This is a genomic window from Faecalibacterium sp. PGM34 (assembly GCF_054456555.1).
Window position 1 is genome coordinate 2,604,810 of sequence record NZ_CM136898.1, and the last position, 24,130, is coordinate 2,628,939.

General features: G+C 54.1%; 26 protein-coding genes. 11 read left to right on the forward strand and 15 right to left on the reverse strand.

Going from position 1 to position 24,130, the window contains the following annotated elements; translation table 11 throughout:
• Positions 1-3 precede the first annotated feature (3 nt).
• The 10 genes from ACXPUX_RS12650 to ACXPUX_RS12695 all read right to left on the reverse strand — a co-directional run bounded on the left by ACXPUX_RS12650 (position 4) and on the right by ACXPUX_RS12695 (position 7,829).
• Positions 4-336, reverse strand: a complete 333-nt coding sequence (locus ACXPUX_RS12650; protein ID WP_458828609.1) for a hypothetical protein — start codon at positions 334-336, stop codon at positions 4-6.
• Positions 302-1,000 carry an alpha/beta hydrolase gene (locus tag ACXPUX_RS12655; protein ID WP_458828610.1) on the reverse strand — a complete coding sequence of 233 codons (699 nt, stop codon included), beginning with the start codon at positions 998-1,000 and terminating at the stop codon, positions 302-304. Before ACXPUX_RS12655 ends, ACXPUX_RS12650 begins: the two co-directional genes overlap by 35 nt.
• A 90-nt stretch (positions 1,001-1,090) precedes the next feature.
• Entirely contained in the window at positions 1,091-1,636 is a 546-nt protein-coding gene (locus ACXPUX_RS12660; RefSeq protein ID WP_458828611.1) for an N-acetyltransferase family protein, read from the reverse strand.
• A 15-nt stretch (positions 1,637-1,651) separates the two neighbouring features.
• Positions 1,652-2,398, reverse strand: coding sequence for a GNAT family N-acetyltransferase (locus ACXPUX_RS12665; RefSeq protein WP_458828612.1), 747 nt, complete (start codon positions 2,396-2,398; stop codon positions 1,652-1,654).
• 17 nt (positions 2,399-2,415) lie between these two features.
• Positions 2,416-2,589 carry a cysteine-rich KTR domain-containing protein gene (locus tag ACXPUX_RS12670; RefSeq protein ID WP_458828613.1) on the reverse strand — a complete coding sequence of 58 codons (174 nt, stop codon included), beginning with the start codon at positions 2,587-2,589 and terminating at the stop codon, positions 2,416-2,418.
• Complete coding sequence (locus tag ACXPUX_RS12675) at positions 2,582-3,031, reverse strand: hypothetical protein (RefSeq protein ID WP_458828614.1); 450 nt, start codon at positions 3,029-3,031, stop codon at positions 2,582-2,584. The genes ACXPUX_RS12670 and ACXPUX_RS12675 overlap by 8 nt, the downstream gene beginning before the upstream one ends.
• A gap of 10 nt (positions 3,032-3,041) precedes the next feature.
• A complete protein-coding gene (locus ACXPUX_RS12680) occupies positions 3,042-3,479 on the reverse strand; it encodes a LytTR family DNA-binding domain-containing protein (protein WP_458828615.1) in 438 nt (145 codons plus the stop codon).
• A gap of 157 nt (positions 3,480-3,636) precedes the next feature.
• Positions 3,637-4,062 (reverse strand): RNHCP domain-containing protein, encoded by a 426-nt coding sequence (locus tag ACXPUX_RS12685; RefSeq protein WP_128117731.1) that lies wholly within the window; start codon positions 4,060-4,062, stop codon positions 3,637-3,639.
• Positions 4,063-4,242: 180 nt separating this feature from the next.
• On the reverse strand, positions 4,243-4,872 hold the full coding sequence (locus ACXPUX_RS12690) for a TetR/AcrR family transcriptional regulator (protein ID WP_458828616.1): 630 nt from the start codon (positions 4,870-4,872) through the stop codon (positions 4,243-4,245).
• 185 nt (positions 4,873-5,057) lie between these two features.
• Complete coding sequence (locus tag ACXPUX_RS12695; protein ID WP_458828617.1) at positions 5,058-7,829, reverse strand: response regulator; 2,772 nt, start codon at positions 7,827-7,829, stop codon at positions 5,058-5,060.
• Between ACXPUX_RS12695 and ACXPUX_RS12700 the strand changes: the two genes are divergently transcribed.
• The 9 genes from ACXPUX_RS12700 (at position 7,764) to ACXPUX_RS12740 (ending at position 17,280) form a co-directional block, all read left to right on the forward strand.
• Entirely contained in the window at positions 7,764-9,026 is a 1,263-nt protein-coding gene (locus ACXPUX_RS12700) for a TRAP transporter large permease (RefSeq protein ID WP_458828618.1), read from the forward strand. The two genes, ACXPUX_RS12695 and ACXPUX_RS12700, sit on opposite strands and share 66 nt — an antisense overlap.
• Positions 9,027-9,164: 138 nt before the next feature.
• Positions 9,165-9,839: a TRAP transporter substrate-binding protein DctP gene (dctP, locus tag ACXPUX_RS12705; RefSeq protein ID WP_458828619.1), complete on the forward strand. Its 675-nt coding sequence runs from the start codon at positions 9,165-9,167 to the stop codon at positions 9,837-9,839.
• Positions 9,840-10,089: 250 nt separating this feature from the next.
• Positions 10,090-10,653, forward strand: coding sequence for a TetR/AcrR family transcriptional regulator (locus tag ACXPUX_RS12710; protein WP_249241656.1), 564 nt, complete (start codon positions 10,090-10,092; stop codon positions 10,651-10,653).
• A complete protein-coding gene (locus tag ACXPUX_RS12715) occupies positions 10,650-12,908 on the forward strand; it encodes a glycoside hydrolase family 2 protein (protein ID WP_458828620.1) in 2,259 nt (752 codons plus the stop codon). Before ACXPUX_RS12710 ends, ACXPUX_RS12715 begins: the two co-directional genes overlap by 4 nt.
• Positions 12,872-13,030 (forward strand): hypothetical protein, encoded by a 159-nt coding sequence (locus ACXPUX_RS12720; protein WP_458828621.1) that lies wholly within the window; start codon positions 12,872-12,874, stop codon positions 13,028-13,030. Before ACXPUX_RS12715 ends, ACXPUX_RS12720 begins: the two co-directional genes overlap by 37 nt.
• Positions 13,021-14,406: a glycoside-pentoside-hexuronide (GPH):cation symporter gene (locus tag ACXPUX_RS12725; RefSeq protein WP_458828622.1), complete on the forward strand. Its 1,386-nt coding sequence runs from the start codon at positions 13,021-13,023 to the stop codon at positions 14,404-14,406. Before ACXPUX_RS12720 ends, ACXPUX_RS12725 begins: the two co-directional genes overlap by 10 nt.
• On the forward strand, positions 14,399-16,000 hold the full coding sequence (locus ACXPUX_RS12730) for a glycoside hydrolase family 36 protein (protein WP_458828623.1): 1,602 nt from the start codon (positions 14,399-14,401) through the stop codon (positions 15,998-16,000). The genes ACXPUX_RS12725 and ACXPUX_RS12730 overlap by 8 nt, the downstream gene beginning before the upstream one ends.
• A 105-nt stretch (positions 16,001-16,105) precedes the next feature.
• Positions 16,106-16,906 (forward strand): SDR family oxidoreductase, encoded by an 801-nt coding sequence (locus ACXPUX_RS12735; RefSeq protein ID WP_458828624.1) that lies wholly within the window; start codon positions 16,106-16,108, stop codon positions 16,904-16,906.
• A gap of 200 nt (positions 16,907-17,106) precedes the next feature.
• Entirely contained in the window at positions 17,107-17,280 is a 174-nt protein-coding gene (locus tag ACXPUX_RS12740; RefSeq protein ID WP_458828625.1) for a hypothetical protein, read from the forward strand.
• Positions 17,281-17,389: 109 nt separating this feature from the next.
• Here the strand turns inward: ACXPUX_RS12740 and ACXPUX_RS12745 are convergent, their stop codons facing one another.
• Both ACXPUX_RS12745 and ACXPUX_RS12750 read right to left on the reverse strand, forming a co-directional pair.
• A complete protein-coding gene (locus ACXPUX_RS12745; RefSeq protein ID WP_458828626.1) occupies positions 17,390-18,205 on the reverse strand; it encodes an alpha/beta fold hydrolase in 816 nt (271 codons plus the stop codon).
• 141 nt (positions 18,206-18,346) lie between these two features.
• On the reverse strand, positions 18,347-18,505 hold the full coding sequence (locus tag ACXPUX_RS12750) for a hypothetical protein (RefSeq protein WP_320866050.1): 159 nt from the start codon (positions 18,503-18,505) through the stop codon (positions 18,347-18,349).
• Between the two features lie 357 nt (positions 18,506-18,862).
• Between ACXPUX_RS12750 and ACXPUX_RS12755 the strand changes: the two genes are divergently transcribed.
• Entirely contained in the window at positions 18,863-19,006 is a 144-nt protein-coding gene (locus ACXPUX_RS12755) for a hypothetical protein (RefSeq protein WP_458828627.1), read from the forward strand.
• Between the two features lie 235 nt (positions 19,007-19,241).
• On the opposite strand, the gene ACXPUX_RS12760 is transcribed toward ACXPUX_RS12755, so the two are convergent.
• Together ACXPUX_RS12760 and ACXPUX_RS12765 are read right to left on the reverse strand one after the other, a co-directional pair.
• Positions 19,242-19,403 carry a DUF6061 family protein gene (locus tag ACXPUX_RS12760; protein ID WP_458831246.1) on the reverse strand — a complete coding sequence of 54 codons (162 nt, stop codon included), beginning with the start codon at positions 19,401-19,403 and terminating at the stop codon, positions 19,242-19,244.
• Positions 19,355-20,251: a LysR family transcriptional regulator gene (locus tag ACXPUX_RS12765; protein WP_458828628.1), complete on the reverse strand. Its 897-nt coding sequence runs from the start codon at positions 20,249-20,251 to the stop codon at positions 19,355-19,357. Before ACXPUX_RS12765 ends, ACXPUX_RS12760 begins: the two co-directional genes overlap by 49 nt.
• A 208-nt stretch (positions 20,252-20,459) precedes the next feature.
• Here ACXPUX_RS12765 and ACXPUX_RS12770 point away from each other — a divergent pair, with 208 nt between their 5' ends.
• Positions 20,460-21,851, forward strand: a complete 1,392-nt coding sequence (locus tag ACXPUX_RS12770; RefSeq protein WP_458828629.1) for a sodium-dependent transporter — start codon at positions 20,460-20,462, stop codon at positions 21,849-21,851.
• Positions 21,852-22,032: 181 nt separating this feature from the next.
• Here ACXPUX_RS12770 and ltrA read toward each other — a convergent pair whose 3' ends face one another.
• Complete coding sequence (ltrA, locus tag ACXPUX_RS12775; RefSeq protein WP_195638412.1) at positions 22,033-23,724, reverse strand: group II intron reverse transcriptase/maturase; 1,692 nt, start codon at positions 23,722-23,724, stop codon at positions 22,033-22,035.
• Positions 23,725-24,130 lie beyond the last annotated feature (406 nt).

Below are 24,130 nucleotides of genomic sequence, written 5' to 3' on the forward strand. Positions count from 1 at the left end.
TTTTCAATTTCTTTCCTCTTTTCGCTGAACTTGGATGATTCCCTTTGCGCGGTGCGCCTCCACGAAAATGGAGTATGTACCGCTTTCGGGAATATTTACCGTAAACTTAGTCACGCCTTTTCCGTTGCCTTGATACAAAAGGCTTCCATCCGGCGCTTGGATCTCCATGCACATGGAGCCTCTTACAGTTTCAAAATAGACCGCAAGTACTTCGCTCTCCTGCAGTTTCATCTGGTAGCTGTCTGTTCCTGTCATGCTTTCAACATTCAGGCCATAAGAATCCGAGCCTGCTGTGCGGCTGTCAGCAAGGCTTTTGGAACCGCAAGCCATCAGCACCAGCCCGGTTCCCAGAATCATAAGCAGGAGAATCGAAGCCGTCCTTATTTTCTGTTTCATTGCAGGCTCTCCTATTCTTTATCCAGTGATCCAGAAATTGCATCTGCTCCTTCGTATGAAACCAGTGCTCTCCGCCCGGCATAACGGTCAGCTCTGCGTTGTTCTTTTCCGCAAAGGCTTTTATGGTTTCCATGGAGGTCAGAGCATCCTTTTCCCCATACAAAATGCGGGTAGGGATTTTCCATGAAATCGGATGCTCTCGGACATAGCAGAGATATTTCCACGACAGCGTTTCGCCAAATGTTGTGGAGATTTCCTGCTTCTCTGCAAGTTCTGCTTCGGAGACGCCAGCCCACCGCATCATATTGCAGATCAACTGCTCCATATCAACTACCGGAGAAATAAAATAACTGGCATCCACCAATTTTTCATTCAATGATGCGAGCGAAAAGAACGCACCAATGCTATTTGCCACCAGTGCGAGCTTCTTGCAGCGTTTCCGAACTGCCGCAAAAAATCCGGAAAATTCCTCCGTAGCTTCCCATGGAGATTGTGCGTGGTAGTCGAAACCAATTACTTCACAGTCAGGGAATAGGGCTTTATAATGCTCGGCCTCTTGTGCCGAACCACCCTTTCCGTGAACATATACAACAATTTCTTCCATATAAAATCCTCCAAAATAAAAACGCAGCGCACCCCAATTCTATGGGTTGCACTGCGTCTGAGCGTCTGGCGTCTTGATTGATGATAAGATTTATAATTCCAGCCGCATGGAGATCAGTTTCTGATATCCTGCGTTCCGAGAGCGAAAACCTTTTGGGTTTCTGCCATATTCCACAAATCCTGCCGTCTGGTACATGGAGATCGCTCTTGCGTTTTCCGCCACTACCTCCAGCTCTAACTGAGCGTATCCGGCGGTTTTAGCGCAATGGATACAGGCTTCCATCAAGGCTCGCCCGATCCCCAGGCCCCAATACTCTTTTAGGATACTGATGCCAAATTCAGCACGATGCGTCACTTTATACTGCGTTCCGATCGCATCGATCCCGGCAGTTCCTGCCACTTTACCATCCACAAAGGCGATCAGTTCGATCTCATTCGGGCTGGTTTCTTTTTTCTCTAAGTAGCGGCTTTCCTGTTCCGCATCAAAGTGATTTTCATCAGGATAACTCAGCAGATAATCTGTTTCTGCGTGTGTCAGATTAAAGTTTTCAAGCACGGCACTTCCATCGGATGCCACGCCGTTTCGGATGTGGACTGCCAGTCCTTTTGGGGTTATAATCGTTTGATCGTATTGCATTTTTTCCTGAATCTCTCAATCCGCTGCGCCTGCTAATTTCAAAAATTTCTTGTCCGACTGGATGCTCTGGGTCACAAACTTCCCATCCCGGAACAATGCGTATGTTGTGACCGGTGCAGGCACATTCTGTGCCGTCTCTTTCTCGGTGATGTGGATGGCTTTGAACGGGATCCCATGTTCCTTTGCAGCCTCCTGCACCCTTGGCACCCAATAATAGGTGTAGGGGCACTGATCGGTATAGTAGAGGACAAATCCGTTTTCCTCCACCTTGGGATGCTTGGCACAGTCTTTGAATCTTGGCGGCTGGGCATTCTCTGCAAGGGGCAGATACATGAGGTTGATCCCGCAATCGGAGAGATCCGAAACCTTGAAGCCCTTATGGGTCAAAAACTTTGGGTCAGCGAGAAACTCCCGTTTGCGCCCCTCGGCACACAGAATACAAATGCCGTTTTTGCCCTGCGCCTTGGCATCCCGAAGGCATTCTTCCAGCAGCTCACTGGAATAGCCGTGTCCTTTCAAGGAGCCGGAGACCCACAGACAGTTGATATAAAGCCAGCCTGCCGCATCCATGGGCACCCATGCGTTTTCTGCTGGGATGTACTCGATAAAGCATTTGCCCCGCTCCGCACTGCGGTAAAAAACAAGCCCCTCCTCAAATCGCTGCTTAAGCCATTCCTTCTTGGCAAGGCTCTGTTTACCGGACATGGCACAACAGATGTGTTCCTTGTCGATGTTTTCTTTTGTGATTCGGATATACTCCATCGAAGCATCCCCCTTCATTATGCCTTTTCCGGCACAGTTTCTTCCATTTTTCCGTCTTTGAAGCGGATCACGCAGGCATACCTGCACTTGGGGCAGAACAGCGGAAAATCTTCCAGTACCGTATGCTCCCGGATCATGGTGCGTGTTTTGCTGCCGCACTTCGGGCAGCGTATCCAATCCATTTTATCCATTGTTCGACCCTTCTTTCTGGATCTCCTCCCGCTTGCGCTTCCGAATCTGCTCGTTCAACGCTGCTGCCATGTAAAAGCTCTGTCCGAAGTCGATGAGATGCCACATTACCTTTGCCGCCAGAATAAATGTGCCGTAAATCAGCCCATCCAGCGTGTTGTACCAAAAACCCCAGTTATGGGCGAGGGGGAGCAGCACCACTTCCAGCAAAATTGCGTGCAGGAGGGTGCGGATCCACCATGCACGATTGCTCAATTCTTCGCCGGAGGTATAGATGAGAAGGGTCATCATACTGACCAGCGTCAGCAGGATGCAGCGTCCAAAAAACGTAATGACAGGAAGTTCGCTGGTAGGGTTGAACAGCAGACACATGAAAAAGGTGCTGAGCATGATAAGTCCATACACAAAAACAAACCGATGCAGCCAGAATTCGATTTTTTTCATACGCTCCTCCTTATCGTCCCAGCAGCCGTTTGAGCGTGCTGACATACTGCCGGGATATGATCACTTTTTCGCCATTGTCCAGAACCGCCTCAAAGCGGCCGGAAAGAGAGGGCAGGACATAATCTATTTTCCCGGCATTCAGGATCATGGACTTGCTGCACCGGAACAGCATGGTGCCAACACACAAAGCTTCAAATTCGTAGAGCTTTTGTTTGCTGGAGAACACCTCTTTCTGGCAGTAGAAAAAAGCGCTTCCGTCCACCACTTCAAAATAATAGATGTCGGCAAGTTTCAGCCGACACAGCTTCCCGTCTGCCATGCCGTTGACGGTGATCTGCCCGGCAGCAATGCTTTGGATTTCCTCCACCCAAGGCTCTTTTGGGTCGTGACACCGCAGCAAAACTTCTTCCGCTCGCTCTGGGGTAATCTGTTCCACCGTTACCTTCATGTCCTCACTCCTTTCCCTGTAAAGAATATAGCACAGAACGCCCGATTGTTCCATGATGGGTGCAGTAAGTTGTAAAAATCAGGGGGCAAGTTGCAAAAGGCCGCTGTACCGCAGAGCGCTTCTCCGATACAGCGGCCTTTTTATTTTTGGCTGCGGTTTACCGCATCCGTCCATCGCCGCCCATCAGGGCGGTCATTTCCTCAAGATAGTCCAGCGGGAACGGCGGAGAGCACAGGGGCTTCATGGCAATGCTCATGAGTTTCATGGGGTTGTCGTCTGCCGCCACCCGGTTGGAGCTGAGTTTTCCGCAGCGTTTGCAGCGGTGGATGATGGCCCACTCGCCGCCCTTGCGTACCCAGACGGCCACCGGCTCCATGATGCCGCCGCAGTCGGAGGCACGGTCGCCGGGTTCTTCGTCCACATGAAGGCTGGACAGGCAGTTGGGGCAATGGTTGCGGTGGTCGCTCCCGGCATTTTGCGGGGTGCAGACCCGTCCGCAGACTTTGCAGGTAAAGGTGTCGTTGCAGGCGTGGGTCTTATAGTAACCTTTTTCAAAGGTCTTGCGTTTGTTTTCACGGTTCATGGTATCGTCCTCCTGAAGAGTTGTGTCTGTTCGTCCTCGGGAGGCGTGGCTTGTGGTATTTGCCAGACCTCCCGGTCAGCCCACAAGTCCCAGTGCAAATGTTGTATGTTTCAAAAAGCTCTCCTTTGATTATAGCATTTATGTCGTTTTTCTACTTCAATATAAAATTCAAAAATCCCTTTATTTTTCACCTCCCTCGATGTTAAAAGTACGGAAGAACAGCCTTACATGGGCGTCCAGCTTTGCAAGACTTTCGGCTTCCCGTTCCGGCTGGCGGTCGCAGACGCTCAGTAGGACGATGATCGGTGAAACATACATCCACGCCAGCGTATCAGGGTCTTCGTTTCGCAGTTCGCCGTTTGCGACCAGCGCACGGAAGATACCTGCATGGTAGGAGATCATCCAATCCACATAGCGTTTGGAAAGCAGTTCGGCAAATTTGGGGGAACGGAACTGCTCCAGTGTCATCATCCGGCGGAACTGACTGACCTGCTTATCGTGCAAAGAATACAGGAAGATCTGCCGGACTTTGTCCGCAAGAGCCTGCTCCGGGATATGAGAAAACGTAAGGCAGTCCTGCTTTACATTCTGCACATGAATGTCGATCCTGCCCGTATCTCTTTCGTAGTGGGCAGCTGTTGATTCTACGATGGCATCAAAAATCGCCTGCTTGCTGGGGAAATGGTTGTACAGCGAGGGTGCCTTGATGCCCACCGCTTTTGCGATTTCCCCCACACTGACGGCGTCGTATCCCTTGGTCGAAAACAGTTCCAGAGATTTTTCCAGAATGCGCTGCTTGGTATCTTCCATTTTTCTTTGCCCTTTACTAACTAATATTTGTTAGTTCCACTATAATCAAAAAAGTTCCCATTGTCAAGAGGTTTTTAAAGACAATGGAAACAAAAAGCACCCGCAGCAGGCTTTTCAGAGGTTTTGGCCTCCGGGCGCAAATGCTGCGGGTGCATTCTTTTTTATTCACCTGACCGGCGTTTGGTTCACAAAATTTTGTGCAATTCCTGCACAAGGTCGCCGATCACGATGGGCTTGGACAAAAAGCCGTTCATGCCGCTTTCCAGTGCGTTGCGGCGGTCCTCGTCAAAGGCGTTGGCGGTCATGGCAAGGATCGGCAGCTTTGCCCGGGCAGGGTCGTCCAGTGCGCGAATTTTCCGGGTGGCGGTATAGCCATCCATGATCGGCATCTGCACATCCATCAGCACCAGATCATAGCTGCCCGGCGCAGCAGTGCTCACCTTTTCCACCGCAACGGCGCCGTTTTCGGCCGTGTCGACCCGGAAGCCGTACTCCCGCAAAATTTCCTGTGCGATCTCGCGGTTCAGCTCGTTATCCTCCACCAGCAGAATGTTCTTGCCTTTGAAGTCGGCGTTCTTATCCGGCAAAAGCCCCTGCGCCGCATCCGTCTGCTTCTGCCCGAGGGCGCTCATCAGGGTCTCGCGCAGGTCGGACATGAACATGGGCTTGGAGCAGAAGGCGGTCACACCGGCAGCTTTTGCCTCCACCTCAATATCCGACCAGTCGTAGGCGGTCAGGATGATAATAGGCGTGTCATCGTTCAGGCTGCGGATGCGGCGGGTAACCTCGATGCCGTTCATATCCGGCAGACGCCAGTCGATGATATAGGCGTGGTAGGCATCGCTCATCTCGATGGACTGCCGTGCACGCAGCACCGCTTCCTTGCCGGAAAGGGTCCACTCGGCGCGCATACCCACCTTGACCAGCATCTTTGTCACGCTGTCACAGGTGTTGAAGTCGTCGTCCACCACCAGTGCTTTCAGGCCTTCCAGCTCGGTGATCTTTTCCACCGGACGCTGCTCGGTCTGTGCGCGCATGGGCACGCAGACGGTAAACTCGGTGCCCTTGCCCTGCGCTGTCTGCACCTCGATGGTGCCGCCCATCATATCCACGATGTTTTTGGTAATGGCCATACCAAGGCCGGTGCCCTGAATTCTGCTTACCGTGGAGGTGCGTTCCCGCTCGAAGGGCTCAAAGATCCTTTGGGCAAACTCCGGGCTCATGCCGATGCCGTTATCCTTGATGCGGAATTCGTACTGTCCGCAGCCGCGCACCTTACCGGCAAGCTGCCGCACCCGCACCGAGACCGTGCCGCCCGCCGGGGTGAACTTGATGGCGTTGGACAGCAGGTTCAGCAAAATCTGATTCAGCCGGGTCCTGTCGCAGTAGACGTCCTCGTCGGTCACGTCCATGACGTCCATGTAAAGCTCCAGCTGCTTTGCATAAATTTGCCCGCTGACGATGGTTTTTAAATCGTGCAGCACATCCGAAAGGTTGACCTCCACCTCTTCCAGATGGATTTTTCCGCTTTCAATGCGGCTCATATCCAGCACATCGTTGATGAGGGAGAGCAGATGGTTGCTGGATGCAAGGGTCTTGCCAAGATAATCCTTCACCCGCTCGGTATCGTCAATATTGCTGAGCGCCAGCGTGGTAAAGCCGATGATGGCGTTCATGGGGGTGCGGATATCGTGGGACATATTGGAAAGGAAGGCGCTCTTGGCGCGGTTAGCACTCTCTGCTTTTTCCACGGCGACCTGCAATTTTGCATTCAGTTCCTGCGTTTCGTTTGCGGCTTTCCTTGCAGCAGCTTCGGCTTTACGCGCCTTCTGGAGCAGCTTCAAATTCGTGAGCAGAACAACTGCAACAGCAATGCTGCTGATCAGCATAACCATAAAGAAGTTATCCTTTATAAAATCGCTCAGGGTAACCTTCCGCGCGGAGCTTTTATACATCGCAAGCGCCGGCAAGCATATTACCTTGATCGTTTTGTTCAGGATGGACAACAGGCTGCGGTTTCCGCTATTGACTGCAAAGCAGGATCTTACAGGGTTCAACAGCGGAACGCTGTAAAACCCGTATTTCTTACTGTAATTTTTCTCACTGCTGATCCCGGTAACAAAGCAATCTGCCTGTCCGGTTTCGATCAGCCTTGCCGCATCCTCCTGTGTATCGCAGTCCACGATCTCCCACTGCGGGTAATAAAACGCAAGGTACTTTTTCAGGGAGAGTTTGTTTTGGGGAACGGCAATGCGGTTTGCCTTGCTTTCGTTAAAGTGCTGTTTGTTCGTGACCGCCATCAGGTTGGTGGTCCACGTTGTGCTGGTACAGGCAACATGATACTCTTCCGCCAGATTTGGGTTCTGGTCGAAATGGAAGATCATGTCGATCTCGCCGGATCTCAGCGCATCCAGTTCCGCTTTCCTGCTGTCATAGCCGACCAGCTGGAATTCCAGCTCCTGATTGCCCAGACAGCCTACGGCAAACTGAATATAGTCCGTGATTGCCTCGGTAAGCTCCCCGGTGGCAGGGTCGTAGGTGCTGACGCCGCTGTCGCTCGCCAGAAAGCCCATCCTGATCGCACCGTGCTTTCTGAGCCACGCCTTTTCCTCCCCTATAAGGATGGGCGTATAATCCATTGAGAAATATCTTTTGTACAGATCCGCCGTATAAAAAGGCACAGCTTCGTCCAATGTGCGCATCGCATCGTCAAGTTCTTCCTTGAGATCAGGCCGGTTTTTGTTGATCGCATAGTAGATGCCGGATTCTCCCACACGGGTTATGGTCGAGATGCCACGCTCTGCCCAGAAGGATTCTTCCAGCGAAACAAAGCAGTCGATCTCGTGGTTTGCCAGCTTTTGCTTCACATCCTCGTTGTTGGAGATGTTGACGTGTTCCGTTTCCAGGCCGTATTTTTCTTCCCACTCGGTCAGCATCACTTCCGGCTCCGTTCCCATCTGACTGCCATTCTTTCTTTCATTGATCTGAATGTTGCCGTGCTGACTGCTGCCCAGCGCACCTTTGTGGGCATGAGCAAGTTCAGCCTGACCGCCATCCCGTTCTTTATTCTGGCGGGCAACATCATGAATCAGGGCGGCATCGCCAAGCGTCTGGTGGATTTCGTCATGGTCATTCTGGGCAAGCTGCCCGGCGCACTGCTGGTGACCAATATCGGCACCAACGCTCTGTTCGGTGCAATCTCCGGCTCTGCATCTGCTGCGGCTGCTGCTGTTGGCTCCATGATCCGCGACGGTGCCGACAAGCAGGGCTACGACCCCGCCGTGACCGCTGCCACCAACGCCGCATCCTCCTGCTCCGGCCTGCTGATCCCGCCGTCCAACGCCCTGATCACCTACTCGCTGGCATCCGGTGGCACCTCTGTGGCTGCGCTGTTCATGGCGGGTTACATCCCCGGCATCATCTGGGCGCTGTGCTGCTGCGTGGTGGGCGTGCTGCTGGCTGTCAAGCTGGGGTACAAGGGCACACCCGGCAAATTTGACTGGAAAAATCTCGGCGTCTGCACCCTGCGCGCCCTGCCTTCTCTGTCCCTGATCATCGTAGTCATCGGCGGTGTGTTCTCTGCCACCGAGGGCTCTGCCATTGCGGTTGTCTATGCGCTGGTGCTGGCTTTCTGCTACCGCTCTATCAACCTGAAAAGCCTGTGGAAGATCATCGTGGATTCTGTCAAGATGTCCGGCATGGTGGTGTTCCTTGTGGGTGTTTCCAACATTCTGGGCTGGGTCATGGCCTTTTTGCAGATCCCGGATGCTGTGGCGGCAGCCCTGCTGAGCCTGACCAGCAATAAGTACATCATTCTGCTCATCATGAACGTGATCCTGCTGGTGTCCGGCACCTTCATGGATGTGACCCCGGCCATCCTCATCTTCACCCCGCTGTTTCTGCCCATCTGCCAGAGCTTTGGCATGAGCACCATCCAGTTCGGTCTGATCCTCGTGTATAACCTTTGCATCGGCAACATCACCCCGCCCGTGGGCAACGCCCTGTTCGTGGGTATCAAGGTGGGGCACACCTCGCTTTCCAAGGTCATGCCGTACATGCTTATGTACTATGTGGCCATCATCGCCGGCCTGCTGCTGGTCACCTTTATCCCGGCAGTGTCTACCGCACTGCCGCAGGCAATGGGCCTGATGTAACTGAGACATCTCCTTCTTATTCTTATTCTTCTTCTCCTAAAAAGGCGGTACCTGCTTTGCGGCAGGCACCGCCTTTTCCTGTCTCTTGCACAAAGGCAGCCTTGTGCGCTATACTATCTGCAAAGGGAGGGAGACATCATGCGCAGACGGACTTTTTTAGCCGGGCTGGGTTTTGCGGCTTTGCAGCTGGCAGGCTGTGCCGCAAAGCCGCAGATCACACCGGACTATGTGCTGACCTATGCCGACAACCAGCCCGCCGGGTACCCCACCACGCAGGGCGCACAGTATTTTGCGGATCTTGTGCAGCAGCAGACCGGGGGCAAGGTGGTCATTCAGGTCAAGGCGAACGGCGAGTACGGCTCGGAAGAGCAGGGCAAGACCATCCGCGTGCAGGATTCGCAGATCGTGATCGACATGATCCGCCTGCTGGGTGCAGTGCCGGAGACCACGGCGTACAGCGACGTGTACTCGGCGCTTGAGACCGGGCAGGTCGATGCCGCTGAGAACAACTGGCCGGCCTACTATTCCATGGAGCACTACAAGGTTGCGCGGTACTATATGACCGATGAGCACAGCCGCGTACCGGAGGTGCAGCTGGCTTCCGGCCGCACATGGGACGCACTGCCGGAGGAATACCGGCAGATCCTGCAAGCGTGCGCCCGGGCATCGGCGCAGTACGAGCGCCAGCGCTGGGCACAGGAGGAAACAGCCGCCCGCAAGGAAGCCATTGCAGGCGGCTGCTTTGAGCTGCCGCTGTACCGGAAATACTGTGCCGACTATCTGCCGCTGGTGGAAGAGATACAGGCAGAGTGACAGCAAAAAAGGAACGATTCAAATAAACAGGCCCATAGCTTTGCGGTCGTCCCTGACAAAGGGTACCGTTTAATACATATTCCCCGGCGGGCACGCAAGCCACGCCGGGGTTCTTTTTGTCATTCTGCTGCAAAACATCTGCACTTTCTCAGCAGAACGCAGAAAATGCGGAAACCGCTTGATTTAGCTTGGTTTCCGCACTAGAATGGAAACCAGAAAGACAAATACAGTTTCCACAAGGAGGACGCTCATGCAGGAAAAGCTCGATGCGCTGGTGCGCACGCAGGCCATGCAGCTGTTCCGTCAACAGGGGCTGCATTTCACCATGCAACAGGTGGCAGAGCCGCTGCACATCAGCAAAAAGACCATCTACACCGTTTACCCTTCCAAGGAGGCGCTTCTGCTGGACATGGTAGACCATGCCTTTGCGGACATTCACCGCTGCAAGCAGGAAATTCTGGCGGGCGGCGGTACTTTGCAGGAAAAGCTGCGGGCAGTCATCATAGCCATGCCGACGGAATACGCCGCGCTGGACCTGCGGCAGATGAAGGAACTGGACGAGAAATACCCGGTGGTAGCGGCACGGGTGCGCAGTCAGCTGGAAAACGGGTGGGAGCCCACCATGGCGCTGCTGGAGCAGGCTGTGGCTGAAGGGGTCATGCGTCCGGTGTCCCTGCCGGTGCTGCGGCAGATGATCACTGCATCCATCGAGAGTTTTCTGGCAGACCGCAGTCTGGCAGAAAGCGGGGTGCAGTATGTGGCTGTACTAGAAGAAATGATCTCGATTTTACTGGAAGGAGTGCTGCCGCGATGAGACACAGCTTTTGCGAGGATTGGGAGTTTACGCGACACTGGACGGAAGCTTTTGGCAAGGGGCTGCCTGTACCAAAACAGCAAGCCGTCCGCCTGCCCCATACCTGCCGGGAGGTGCCGCTGCACTATGCCTCGCCTGCCGATTACGAGATGGTCTGCGGCTACCGAAAACGGTTCCGGGTGCCGCCGGTACAGGCTGCACCCCGGCTGTTTGTCCGCTTTGACGGAGCCGCCCATCAGGCGGTGGTGCGGGTCAACGGCAGGGTTGCCGGACAGCACCGGGGCGGCTATACCGGCTTTACGGTGGAGATCACCGACCTTGTGGACCGGGAGGGCGAAAACCTGCTGACCGTGCAGCTGGACACCCGGGAAGACCCGGCCATCCCACCCTTTGGCTTTGTCATCGATTACCTGACCTACGGCGGACTGTATCGGGAGGTCTGGCTGGAAGCCACGGCAGAAAGCCGCCTGACCGACCTGTTCGTCTACACGCCCACCCTGCAAGAGGCTGTGGTGCAGTGGACAGCAGAGCTTATGCCCGCAGCCGTGGCAGTACGCATCCGGCTGGAGACCGCAGACGGCACCCTGCTGGCAGAGCAGACCGCACCGGCGGCAGAAACCGGGAAAGTGCAGCTTTCTGTCCCGGACGCACAACCGTGGGATACCGAGCACCCGGTTTTGCATCATGCCGTGGCAGAGCTTTTGAATGCAGCCGGACAGCCCATCGACCGCAAACAGGTGATTTTTGGCTTCCGCACGGCAAAATTCCGGGCGGATGGCTTCTACCTCAACGGCAAAAAGACCTTTTTGCGGGGTCTGAACCGACACCAGAGTTATCCTTACATCGGCTATGCCGCCCCGGAAAGTCTGCAGCGGGAGGATGCCCGCATTTTGCAGGAGGAGCTGCATTGCACCGCCGTGCGCACCAGCCACTACCCCCAAAGCCAGTATTTTCTGGACGAGTGCGACCGGCGGGGTCTGCTGGTGTTCACCGAACTGCCGGGCTGGCAGCACATCGGAGATGCTGCATGGAAAGACGCCGCCTGCGAGATGCTGCGGGAGATGATCTTGCAGAACCGCAATCACCCCAGCATCATCCTGTGGGGCGTGCGCATCAACGAGAGCGTGGACGACGATGCCTTTTACACCCGCACCAATCAAATTGCCCATCAGCTGGACCCAAGCCGCGCCACCTCCGGCGTGCGATATCTGGAAAAAAGCCATCTGCTGGAGGATGTCTATGCCTACAACGATTTTTCCCACAACGGCATAACGCCCGGTGCAAAGCCCAAAAAGGACGTGACCCCGGATATGGGCAAGGCGCTGCTTATCTCGGAGTGCAACGGCCACATGTACCCCACCAAAGACTTTGACGACGGCCCGCACCGGCAGGAACACGCCCTGCGGCACGTCCGGGTACAGAACGCCGCCTATGCCAGCGGAGAGCACGCCGGGTGCTTTGGCTGGTGTATGTTCGACTACCAGACCCACAAGGACTTCGGCTCCGGGGACCGCATCTGCTACCACGGCGTGCTGGACAGCTTCCGCAACCCCAAATTGGCGGCGGCGGTCTATGCCAGTCAGGGCGATACTGACCCGGTGCTGGCAGTCAGCTCTTCCATGGACATCGGCGATAACCCTGCCGGGCAGCTGGGCACGGCCTATGTTTTCAGCAATGCCCAGCAGGTCAAACTCTACAAAAACGATGTGTTCGTTACCGCCCTGCGCCAAAGCGAGTGGACGGCGCTGCCCCACCCGCCCTTTGTGATGGACGATACCATTGGCGAGCTGCTGGAAACGCAGGAGCACTTTTCTCCCGCCAAGGCAGCCGTTGTGCGGGATTGCCTGCTGGCTGCCGGGAAATACGGCTTGGCAGGACTGCCGCTGGCCTACAAGGTCAAATTCGGCTGGTGTATGCTGCGCTACAAAATGAGCTTTGAAGATGGCGTGGCGCTTTACGGCAAATATGTGGGCAACTGGGGCGGCGAAGCCACCCGCTGGCGGTTCGATGCCGTGCAGGACGGCAATGTGGTGCGCAGCGTGACCCTTTGCCCCAGTGCAAAGCTGCACTTGGAGGTCAAGGCCAGCCGGACGGCTCTTCGGGAAAAAGACACTTACGATATGGCCGCCGTCCGGGTGCGGATTCTGGACGAGAACGGCACCCCGGCCCCTACGCACAGTTCCCAGTGCAGTTTACGGTGGAGGGCAACGCCGCCCTTGTGGGCCCGCAGACCGCCGTTGCCGAGGGCGGCATGACCGGAACCTATCTGCGCACCGTGGGCACTGCCGGAGAAGCCCTGCTGACCGTTTCTGCACCGCAGACGCAGCCCGTTGTGCTGCGGTTCACCATTGAAAAGGAGGACGCTGTATGGAACTGACCCTGAAACAGAAAACCGCATTCGGCATTGGTGCCGTGGGCAAGGATATGGTGTATGCCCTGTCGGCTTCTTACGTCATGTATTATTATCAGGATGTGCTGGGGCTCTCGGCCAGCTTTGTGGGACTGGTGCTTATGGCAGCCCGGTTCTTTGATGCCTTCAACGACCCCTTTATGGGCGTTCTGGTGGCAAAGACCCGCACCCGCTGGGGGCGTTTCCGTCCGTGGATCTTTTCCGGCACGCTGCTCAATGCGCTGGTGCTCTACGCCCTGTTTGCCGCCCCTGTGCTGGACGAAGCGGCACTGATGGTCTACTTCAGCGTGGTATACATCCTGTGGGGCGTCACCTATACCATGATGGATATTCCTTACTGGTCCATGATCCCCGCCGTGACCCGCACGCCCAAAGACCGGGAGAATCTTTCCATGGTGGGCCGTACCTGTGCAGGCGTTGGCTCTGCCCTCATCGCCATGTTCACCATGCTGCTGGTGGGAGCACTCGGCGGCGACAGCGAGCGCGCCGGCTTCCGCTGGGTGGCGCTGATCGTAGCGGTAATTTTTGCAGTGACAGAGCTGGTGTGCTGCATTTCCATGAAAGAAACCACCCCCAGTGAGATGAAGACCGCCACCGTAAAGGAGATGTTCTCCGCCCTGTTCCGCAACGATCAGGCTATGGTAGTGGTGGGCAGCATCGTGCTGATCAACTCGGCGCTGTACCTTACCTCCAACTTCATCATCTATTTCTTCAAATACGACCTTGGCGGTGCAGGCTGGAAAGCCACCTACACCCTGTTTTCCACCGTGGGCGGTGCGGCACAGATCCTTGGCATGATGGTGCTTTACCCCTTGCTGCGCAAAAAGTTCAGCAGCACACAGGTGTTCCATCTAAGCCTTGTGCTGGCGCTGTGCGGCTACGGCACGCTGCTGGTGTTCTGCCTGACCGGGCTTTCCCATAGCCTTGCCCTGCTGTGCATCCCGGGCGTTGTCGTGTTCGCCTGCAACGGTATGCTGACCGTGCTGACCACCCTGTTCCTTTCCAACAGTGTGGATTACGGCCAGCTCAAGACCGGACGCCGGGAGGAGAGCGTCATCTTTTCCATGCAGACCTTTGTGGTCAAGGCTGCCTCCGGCGTGGCGGTATTTCTGACCGGCATCGGGCTGGACATCATCGGTCTTGTGGGCAACACGGAGGAGACCGGCCCCGTAGCAGTGCAGAGCGCCGGAACGCTGCTGGGTCTGCGTCTGATGATGACCGTTCTGCCCATGCTGGTGCTGGCAGGTGCGCTGGTGCTGTTCCGCCGCAAATTTGTTCTGACCGATGCCCGCGCTGCCGAGATCAGCGCACAGCTCCACGGGGAGGAAACGCACCATGACTGAAATGCTGCACTGGTACGCAGAAACTTCCGGCGGCGTGCGGCAGGGCGATGCCCCGGTGCACCCAGGCTGCGGTGCGGTGCGTCTTTCCGCCGACCTGCCCGCCGGGACGCTGAAAACGGTGCGTGCCGAACTGCCGTGGAGGATGGAAGCAGACGAGCGTCTGTTCATGAACGGCTACCAGACATGGACGTACAGCCCGGAGCTGGACCGGAACGGAAAACTGCGCGGCACCGACCATATCCCCGGCTTTCTGCGCAAGAAATACGCCTTTGACCGCTACGGCGATTATCATTTTGCGCCTTACGGGCATCAAAAAGGACAGAGCCATGGCTTTTCCTACTGCTATTTCCGCAAGGGCGGGCAGTTCCGGCTGGTGGCATCACTGGACGAGACCCCGGGCTACACCATCCTCCGCTACGACAGCGGCAAAGCCCTGCTGACGCTGGAGCGGGACTGTGCGGGCGTGGAGCATCCCGGCGGCAGTTTCCCGCTCTTTGACCTGTTTTTTGCCGAGGGCAGCGAGACCGAGGTGTTCGACGGCTGGTTTCAGGCTATGGGCATCAAGCCCCGGACCGAAAAGAAACTGGCAGGCTATTCCAGTTGGTACAACCGCTATCAGGACATCACCGAGGATACCATCCGGGAGGACCTGACCGGCTGCCGCAGCCTGCTTTGCCCGGGAGACCTGTTCCAGATCGACGACGGCTGGGAGCCGAAGGTGGGCGACTGGCTGGAAACGAATGCACAAAAATTCCCCCACGGGCTGAAAGGCATGGTGCAGGAGATCCACACCGCCGGATTTCAGGCTGGGCTGTGGCTTGCACCCTTTGTGTGTGAAAAGGACTCTGCCCTTTTCCGGCAGCACCCGGACTGGCTGCTGAAGGTGGACGGCAAACCGTGGTGCTGCGGCAGCAACTGGAGCAGTTTTTATGCGCTGGATATCGACAACCCAGCCGTGCTGGACTATCTGCGCTGGGTGTTTGACCGGGTGCTGAACGACTGGGGCTTCGACCTTGTCAAGCTGGATTTTCTGTACGGCGCCGCTCCCTTTGGCAACGTCCGCGAGAGCCGGGCAGCCCGGATGTACCGTGCTATGGAACTGCTGCGCAGCTGGTGCGGGCAAAAGCAGATCCTCGGCTGCGGCGTACCGGTGATGCCCGCCTTCGGGCTGGTGGATTACTGCCGTGTCAGCTGTGACGTAGGACTGGACTGGGACGATGTGTGGTATATGCGCCTGTTCCACCGGGAGCGGGTGTCCACAAAACAGGCCATCAACAACACGGTATTCCGGCGGCAGCTCAATGGCCGCGCCTACGGCAGCGACCCGGATGTGTTCTTTCTCCGAGAGGAAAACTGCAAGCTTACCGCAGAGCAAAAGCACACCCTTGCCACGGTCAATGCCCTGCTGGGCAATGTGTTCCTTACCTCGGATATGCCGTCTCACTACACGGATGCGCAGCGGGACGAGTACCGCCGCCTGCGCACTCTCTTTGAACATGCCACGCAGGTGCAGGCAGAAGTGGAAAACGGCCGCCTCAGCATCCGGTATCTGCTGGACGGAACACCGCAAAAACTAATTTTTTCCCCCTTCTGACGGAGTAACCGAACCACAACAAAACAACAACACCCGCCCGTGTATAGACAGCCGCCGTGCAATGCGTTATACTCTAACCAAATCAACATTTTCAGGGGGAAAATCATGGCAGTAGAAAACAACAAGGTCGTCATTGTTACCGGCGGAAGCTCCGGCATCGGGCGGTGCACGGCATCCGCTCTGAAAGAGAACGGCTGCATTGTCTACGAGTTCAGCCGCAGAAATATCCCCATGGAGGGTGTCACCCATCTGTCTGTCGATGTGACCGATGAAGATACCGTCAACGCTGCCGTGCAGCAGGTCATCCAAAAAGAGACCAAAATTGATGCGGTAGTCAACTGTGCAGGTTTTGGCATTTCCGGTGCGGTGGAGTTTACGTCCATGGAGCAAGCCAAAGCACAGTTTGAAGTAAATTTCTTCGGAATGGTCAATGTGAATAAAGCAGTCCTCCCCTTCCTGCGCCGTCAGGGGAAGGGGCATATTGTGAACATCAGCTCTGTTGCTGCCGTAGCACACATTCCGTTCCAGACCTTCTACTCTGCAAGCAAAGCTGCTGTTTCCTCTTACTCTTATGCGCTGGCAAATGAAGTCAAACCCTACGGCATCCATGTTACCGTCGTAGAATTGGGTGACATCTGCACCGGGTTTACAAAAGCACGTCAGAAAAGCATTCTCGGCGATGATGAATACGGCGGGCGCATCTCCCGGAGCGTCAGTCAGATGGAGCATGACGAGCAAAACGGCATGGACCCGGCACGCATTGGACGGTACATCGCCGGTATTGTGAAGAAAAAGAAACCGGCAGTCGTTTATGTTGCCGGTGCACAGTATAAATTCCTGAGCCTTTTGTGCAAGCTTCTGCCCGCCGCAGCGCGCGGAAAGATCGTAGGGAAAATATACGGGTAACAGGCGCACCGCTCCGCAAAGTGCATCTTGATAAAGCTTCCGGAATATCGTATTATCTCTCCAGAAAAGTCGCCAACGGGCGGCTTTTCACAAGACAAGAAGTTAGTTAAAGCTAACGTTCAGAGTTTCTGTTTTGAAACTATGACGGAGACGCTCGCCCTGCACTGCCGTACAGCAACACAAAAAATCAACAGGAGAAGATGATGAAAAAACTCTTAAAAGCATTTTGGATCGTACTGGGCTTTCTTTGCATGAAAAACGCGCCCATCGGCAGGGTCTGCATTGCAGTGGTGTGGGCCTGTCATTTGCTGTACTTCGCCCTGCGGGTCAAGACCATAAAGCCTGCAGAGCAGGAACCGGAAAACGCAGAGTAAATCAAGCTTTGTAAAGCTGCGGTAGGGCATAAAAAAGCGGACAACCGCTTTAGGGTCGTCCGCAGAGGGATGGATTGCATTCGTCACCTGATCAGCGGGAAGTCGCCTGTTATAAAATATTTGCAATAAATTCTTCTATCAAACGATTCACCTGTTCAGGTTTGTCTGTATTGGAATTATGTCCCGCTCCTTCAATCCACGTCAAAGGAATTTTTGTATTGCGATGCCATGCCTTGTTGTAGCGTATACATGAACCAGCGTGATCTTGTGTGCCGCATATCAATAAAGCTGGACACTTGATCTCATACGGCAGATCCTTTTCCATGGCCGCTGCCAGAATACGAAAACCATGTCCGGCAATTTGTGCATAGCGTTTCTGATTGCCGTCATAAGTCAGCATTATTTCACGCATGAGATTTCTACCGTAATCAGACGTAGCAACGCCTTCCGACCCCGATTTCAGGAGCCATTTCCACGGATAGTGAGCATATACCGGTTCCATCCGTTTCAAAAGCCAAATTTCAACTGCCGTCACATAGCTTCGTTGCAGCGGTGCAGAGTCAATGGAGACAAAACCTTTCATTTTGTCAGGATAAAGCTGCGCATAAGCCTGTCCCACATATCCGCCCATAGACTGCCCGATCATAACAGGCTTTGTAATTCCTTCTTGGTTTAAGATATCGTCCAGCCATTTTGCCTTATCGAACAGATCAAAATCGAACCGAAACGGCCATGAGGAGGCGTGTGCCGGTGCATCCCAGACGATAACATTCTGCCTGTTCTCAAAATGCTGAATCTGCTTATCAAACAATCGATGATCCGCAGTCAAACCCGGCAGAAAAACAAGAGTAAGTGCATCCGGGTTTGACACGCTTGCCCAATAGTGAATCATTCCGCAACGAGTGTGATACGTTTTTTCTTTCATCGGGCTTTCCTCCATAAATTCCGAGTTGTCGTTCTCAGTATACCACGCTTTTTTCCTACAGAAAAGGTTTTGAAAGACAAAAAATAACCCCGGAGGGCTTGTTACCTCTCTCCAGGGGACAGATTCTATGCACCGGCAGTCTCACATTTTACGCTTGAGGTTCCGCCGGAACAGCTCATACGCCGCCCGCATTTTCTCCGGCAGACGCTTCAAGGTTTCCTGCTGCAATTTGGGCGGCATCCCGTAAAAGGCTTCGGCAATGCCGCCGGTGATGCAGGCAAGGGCGTCGGCGAAAATCATTCCTTGGCTCGTGGGGAATGCTATGATTTTCTTTGTGTCAATGCTTGCGATTCAGCCCCCGCAAGCCAAAACCAACTGCAAATGTAGGTAAAATTTTTCCAAAAGCAAAATTTGGTATCGACAAATCCAAAATCCGTGCTTTAATATAGGCAAATTCAATACACTAAACCGTTGAAGCGTAGATAACGGCGAACCATGCCTGTACAGAGAGCCTGCGCAGCTGAGAAGCAGACCGGAAGCAGTTCGTCAAGGAAAAGGCGGTGTTGCGTTGCTTTTTCCCAAAATGGACCGCTGAGGGTGCAGGGAACTGCGGTGCTCTGAACGCGCCGCACAGTATTCTGCAACGTAGGGCATCATGTGACCAACATCTGGCATGGTACCAAGTTGGGCTTCAATGCCGATGGTCCCTACTTTGCATCCATCATCGGTAAGACTGTTACTCAGATCACCTTCTACGCCGCCGATGGCGTGTATGTCCTGCCGGTCAACATGGCGCTGTGAGTTCGCGGAAAAACGACTGATTCGGCCAAAATATAGCAAAAAAGGGCAAGGTCTCCTGAATGCAGGCGGCTTTGCCCTTAACATCAGCCGTGATTACGCAGATGATATCAAAGCGCAGGCAGTGAAAACAGGGTTAACGCAGCGAAATGCAGCGTTGTAGAGCAATTAAGGGATGCTCAATAACTGTTAAACCAAAAAACGGCCCTCTGCCAATGAAAAGGCAGAGGGCTGAGTTTTAATCTAAGGATTTATATTCCGTCACAGTTTTTAAATAGGTTTCGGGGTTTCCGTTCAAAACAAGGTCTGCATATCCAATCGGATCATTGTACCGTCCTCCGCTCTTTGTTCTTATTTTATTTGCGGTGTATCCTTTCGCTGCCGGGTGGATTTCAGATATTCCAGCAGTGTCTGGCTCACCACCGAGTTTGCCGTCTTGGAAAACGCCAGCCCCAGCGTCCGGCAGCAGGCAGGTTTCAGCGGGCGGGACACCACACCGGGGCAGCCGAACGCCTGTATCACCAGTTCCTGCGAGATGGTCACGCCCAGCCCGCTGCGCACGAAGGCCATGATGAGGGTATCGTCCCGGAAGCTATATACGATATTCGGCTTCACCGGGCATTTGAGCATCAGGTGCTGGATATCATTGTCGCAGCCGGGCGTTTCGATGATGAGCGGGCACTGAAACAGCTGCGGCAGGGTCACACTGGGCTGTGCAGCCAGCGGATGCCCCTCCGGGAACACGGCACACAACGGGTCGTCCCGGAGCGGGTAGAATTTCAGGTCGTCTGCCACAATGGACGAGAGAAAACCGCAGTCCACCTGTCCACGGATGATCCATTCCCGGATCTCATCATAGTTGCCGTCCAGAATTTCAATCTTCACCTTCGGGTAGTTTTCCTTGAAATAATGCACGACTTCCGGCATCCAGAGGGTGGTGATGCTGGAAAAGCTGCCCACCCGCAGCTTGCCCTCCACCTTGTGGTTGATGTTGAACGCCGCCTGCCGCAGCCGGATCTTCTGGTTGGCAAGTTCCCGGATATAGGGCAAAAGACGTGTCCCGTTATCGGTCAGGGTCACGCCCCGGTTGATGCGGGCGAACAGCTGCACGCCCAATTCCTCTTCCAACCCCGCCATCATCTGGCTGATGCCGGATTGGGTATAGTTCAGCGCCTCCGCTGCTTTGGAAAAGCTGCCCGTTTCGCATACTTTCAAGAATATCTCGTATCGGTCTTTCTGTTCCCGCATCACAAACGCTCCATAAGTAAAATTTATAGGTCGCAGTAATTTTATTTGGTTTACTGATATGATACTTCATGTTATCCTATATTACAATAGTTCGTCGCAAGATAAACAAGATACCTGCTCCAAGCAGCATCTTTGCGACATGCAATCCAGCCGTTGTTGCCAACGAATCAAAATGCTGGATTGCAGTTAGGATAGGAGTTTGAGAATCATGGAAAAGAAAGCAAGCAGTTTCTCTGGGCAAATCGGATTTGTCCTTGCTGCCGCCGGAAGTGCGGTGGGTGTCGGCAACCTGTGGCGGTTCCCGTACCTTGCCGCAAAGGATGGCGGCGGTTTATTTTTGCTGGTGTATCTGGTGCTGGTGCTGACCTTCGGTTTTACCCTGCTCACCTCGGATATTGCCATCGGACGCCGCACCAAGCAGAGTGCCATCCGTGCCTACGAGACCATGCGTCCCAAGTGGAAATTCCTCGGCATCCTGACCTTTCTGGTGCCAGTTCTGATCATGACCTACTATGCCGTCATCGGCGGGTGGATCACGAAATATGCGGTGGTCTACCTCACCGGGCAGTCTGCCGCCGCTGCTGAGGACGGCTATTTTACCAGCTTCATTACCTCGCCGGTGTCGCCTGTGGTGTTCGCTCTGCTGTTCATGGGCGTGACGGCTTTCATCGTGTACAACGGCGTGGAGGGCGGCATTGAGCGGGTGTCCCGCTACATGATGCCCATTCTGCTGGTGCTGGTGGTGGTGATTGCGGGTTACGCCCTCACCCTGCGCCACGAGGACGCTTCCGGCCAGATGCGCACCGGTCTGGAAGGGCTGCGCTACTACCTGACCCCGCACATGGAAGAGCTGACCGTCAGCCGCTTTTTGCAGATCTTGCTGGACGCCATGAGTCAGCTGTTCTTCTCCCTCAGCGTGTCCATGGGCATTATGATCACCTACGGTTCCTACGTCAAACCGGACGTAGACCTGAACAAGGCGGTGAATCAGATCGAGATCTTCGATACCGGCGTAGCGCTGCTGGCCGGTGCCATGATCATCCCCGCCGTGTATGTGTTCTCCGGCACCGAGGGCATGAGCGCAGGCCCCAGCCTGATGTTCGTCTCGCTGCCCAAGGTGTTTGCCGCTATGGGCAAGGCCGGCACATTTGTGGGCATCCTGTTCTTCGTCACCGCCATTTTTGCCACCCTGACCTCCTGCATCTCGGTGCTGGAATCCATCACCGCCAACTGCATGGAGATCTTCCACTCGGGCCGCAAAAAGACGGTGCTTGTGCTGGCGGTCATTTATCTGGCCGCTTCCGCCATCATTGCTCTGGGTTACAGCGTCTTCTATTTTGAGGTACAGCTGCCCAACGGCTCTGCGGCTCAGCTGCTGGATATCATGGACTACGTCAGCAACAGCGTCATGATGCCCTTCATTGCCCTGCTGTCCACCATCCTGATCGGCTGGGTCATGACGCCGGATTACGTCATTGACGAGATGCAGCGCAACGGCGAGACCTTCCGCCGCAAAAAGCTCTACCGGGTGATGATCCGCTATGTTGCCCCGGTGATGATGCTGGTGCTGTTTTTGCAGTCCACCGGGATCCTTGCTTAAGCCGTAAAGCCCCCGCGGGCTTTTTGGAAGCCGGACGAGCAGAAAGGGACTCGCCCCGACACGCCCAGTTCCGTTATCATCTGGTCCACGCCATTGAGGATCGGGTAAGAGGATGGCATTACTGCCAGCCCCTCCCCTAAGAACCGTACGTGAGAGTTTTCCCTCATACGGCTCAAGCCTTTCATAAAGCTCCCATCAGGGAACCCGGCTCAACAAAACAAGAATCGTTTTTGTGCAATACGGCATGGCATTCGGGATGCACCATTTCCAGCCATGGCGACTTCCCGCTTCGGAACACCTTATGAACCTTGAAACTCGTTTCCGAGGTAATAGGCTCATTGCATACTGGGCAACAGCGGTGTTGATTTCTCCATACTTTCAGGAGTTTTTCGCGTCCGTTAGTGCTGTTCAACATTTTCTCACCATCGCGCTCTTCATAATAACCGTTCCATCGCTCATCGAAGGGATTTGCGTTAGAGACGATTTTCTTAAAGCGGATGATTTTGGTGTCCGTTGCATATTCAAGAGCAAAGTAGGATTGCTCACCGTTCTTCTTGGTGCGTTCCTCTGCGGCAAAAGTCCAGTTTCGGGTTCCGATGCGATGCCAGTATTTCGCTGCTATCCACCGTCTGCCTTTGTTCTTATGCCTGCGCTTTGCCCACTGCCAAAGACAATTGTAAATCTGATAGTCGATTTTGCTGAATGTTTCAGCGGATACAACAAATCGCTGGTTATTGACCCATCCACGGATAACCGGGTTGAGCTGGCGAATCAGGAAATCCTGCTTTGCCGATTTGTTGCTCTTGACGATTTCACGCACCTTTTTCAGCAGAGAGCCGACCGACTGCTTCGAGGGCTTGATTAGAAGTTTTCCGTTATACTTACGGATGTTCTTGCCCAAGAAGTCAAATCCATCATCAATGTGAGTGATGACCGTCTTTTCTTCAGATAACTGCAACCCACGTTCCGTCATGAAATCTCTGATAATAGGGAGCACTTCTTCACGCAGAAATTCCGGGCTTTCTCCGGTTACGATAAAGTCGTCAGCATAGCGCACGAAGTTCATCTTATTAAAATGAGTTTTACCATTGACCTTTTTGCGGGTCGGCAGTCGTTCCTTTAAGAGCCGTTCCAGTCCATCCAGCGTCATATTCATCAGAGTAGGCGAGATGGCTCCACCTTGCGGTGTGCCTTCCTCAGTGGGGAAAAGTTGCTTTGTATCAACGTATCCACACTTTAACCACTTCTGTAAAACCTGCGTATCCATCGGGATATTCTCCATGAGCCATTCATGGCTGATGTGGTCGAAGCATCCCTTGATGTCACCTTCAAGAATCCACTGAGGAGACTTGCCCTTGTTCAGGTCGGTGAAACACTGCTCGATTGCATCGTGTGTGCTTCTTCCGATTCGGAATCCGTAGGAGTTGAGGTCACCGTAGGTTTCAGCAAGCGGTTCCAATGCAAACTTGTGTAGGGTCTGCATGGCACGGTCTGTCATTGTCGGAATGCTCAGAGGCCGCAGTTTGCCGTTTTTCTTCGGAATATAAACACGTTTCAGGGGCTGAGGACGGTATCCTCTCCGTTTCAGTTTACTGATTGCCTTGAATTTTGCCTCAGGAGTTAGCCACAATTCATGGTCAACTCCAGCCGTATTTTTACCACGATTGCTTGTTACCCGCTTCACTGCCAAGGCTTTGGCGTAAAACGAGTGAGTTAACAGCCATTGCAGTGTTTTTACCTTGCTGTAATGACCTTCTTGTTGAGCCTTTACGATACGCATTTGCAGCTTTTTAACATAAGCACGAGCCTTGTTCCAGTCGATGCTGTCCCAATTCCCCGCTCTGCAAGTCGGTGCACACGATTTCTCGTTCATTTGCAATTCCTCCTTTTTGAAAAGTTCTGTAAATTCTCTCGTAAAGAAAGACCATAGATGGAAGTCTGCCTGCTTTCGCACGAGGTGATGTTGCAACCTCTATCCGTTCCCATTACAGTGTCGGCATTCGCTTTTTCCATCTTTCTTCTACCCGCATTTCATAAAGTCCCCTTACGGTTTCCGTCCGATTGCTCGGAGAAATACGGGCTTACCACGTTCCACTTATTCAACAGTATGGGTTAGGCTTCGCCTCTCCGCCGACAGCTTTGTGTCCATGTATCCCCACTGTACAGGGGGATAGCCAGCTGCGTTACCATTTTGGTTCAGGCTTGTCAGCAACTTTAGCCTGTTCAGCTTTAACGACGTTTATCAGCGATTCACATTACATTAACCATACCATACAAGT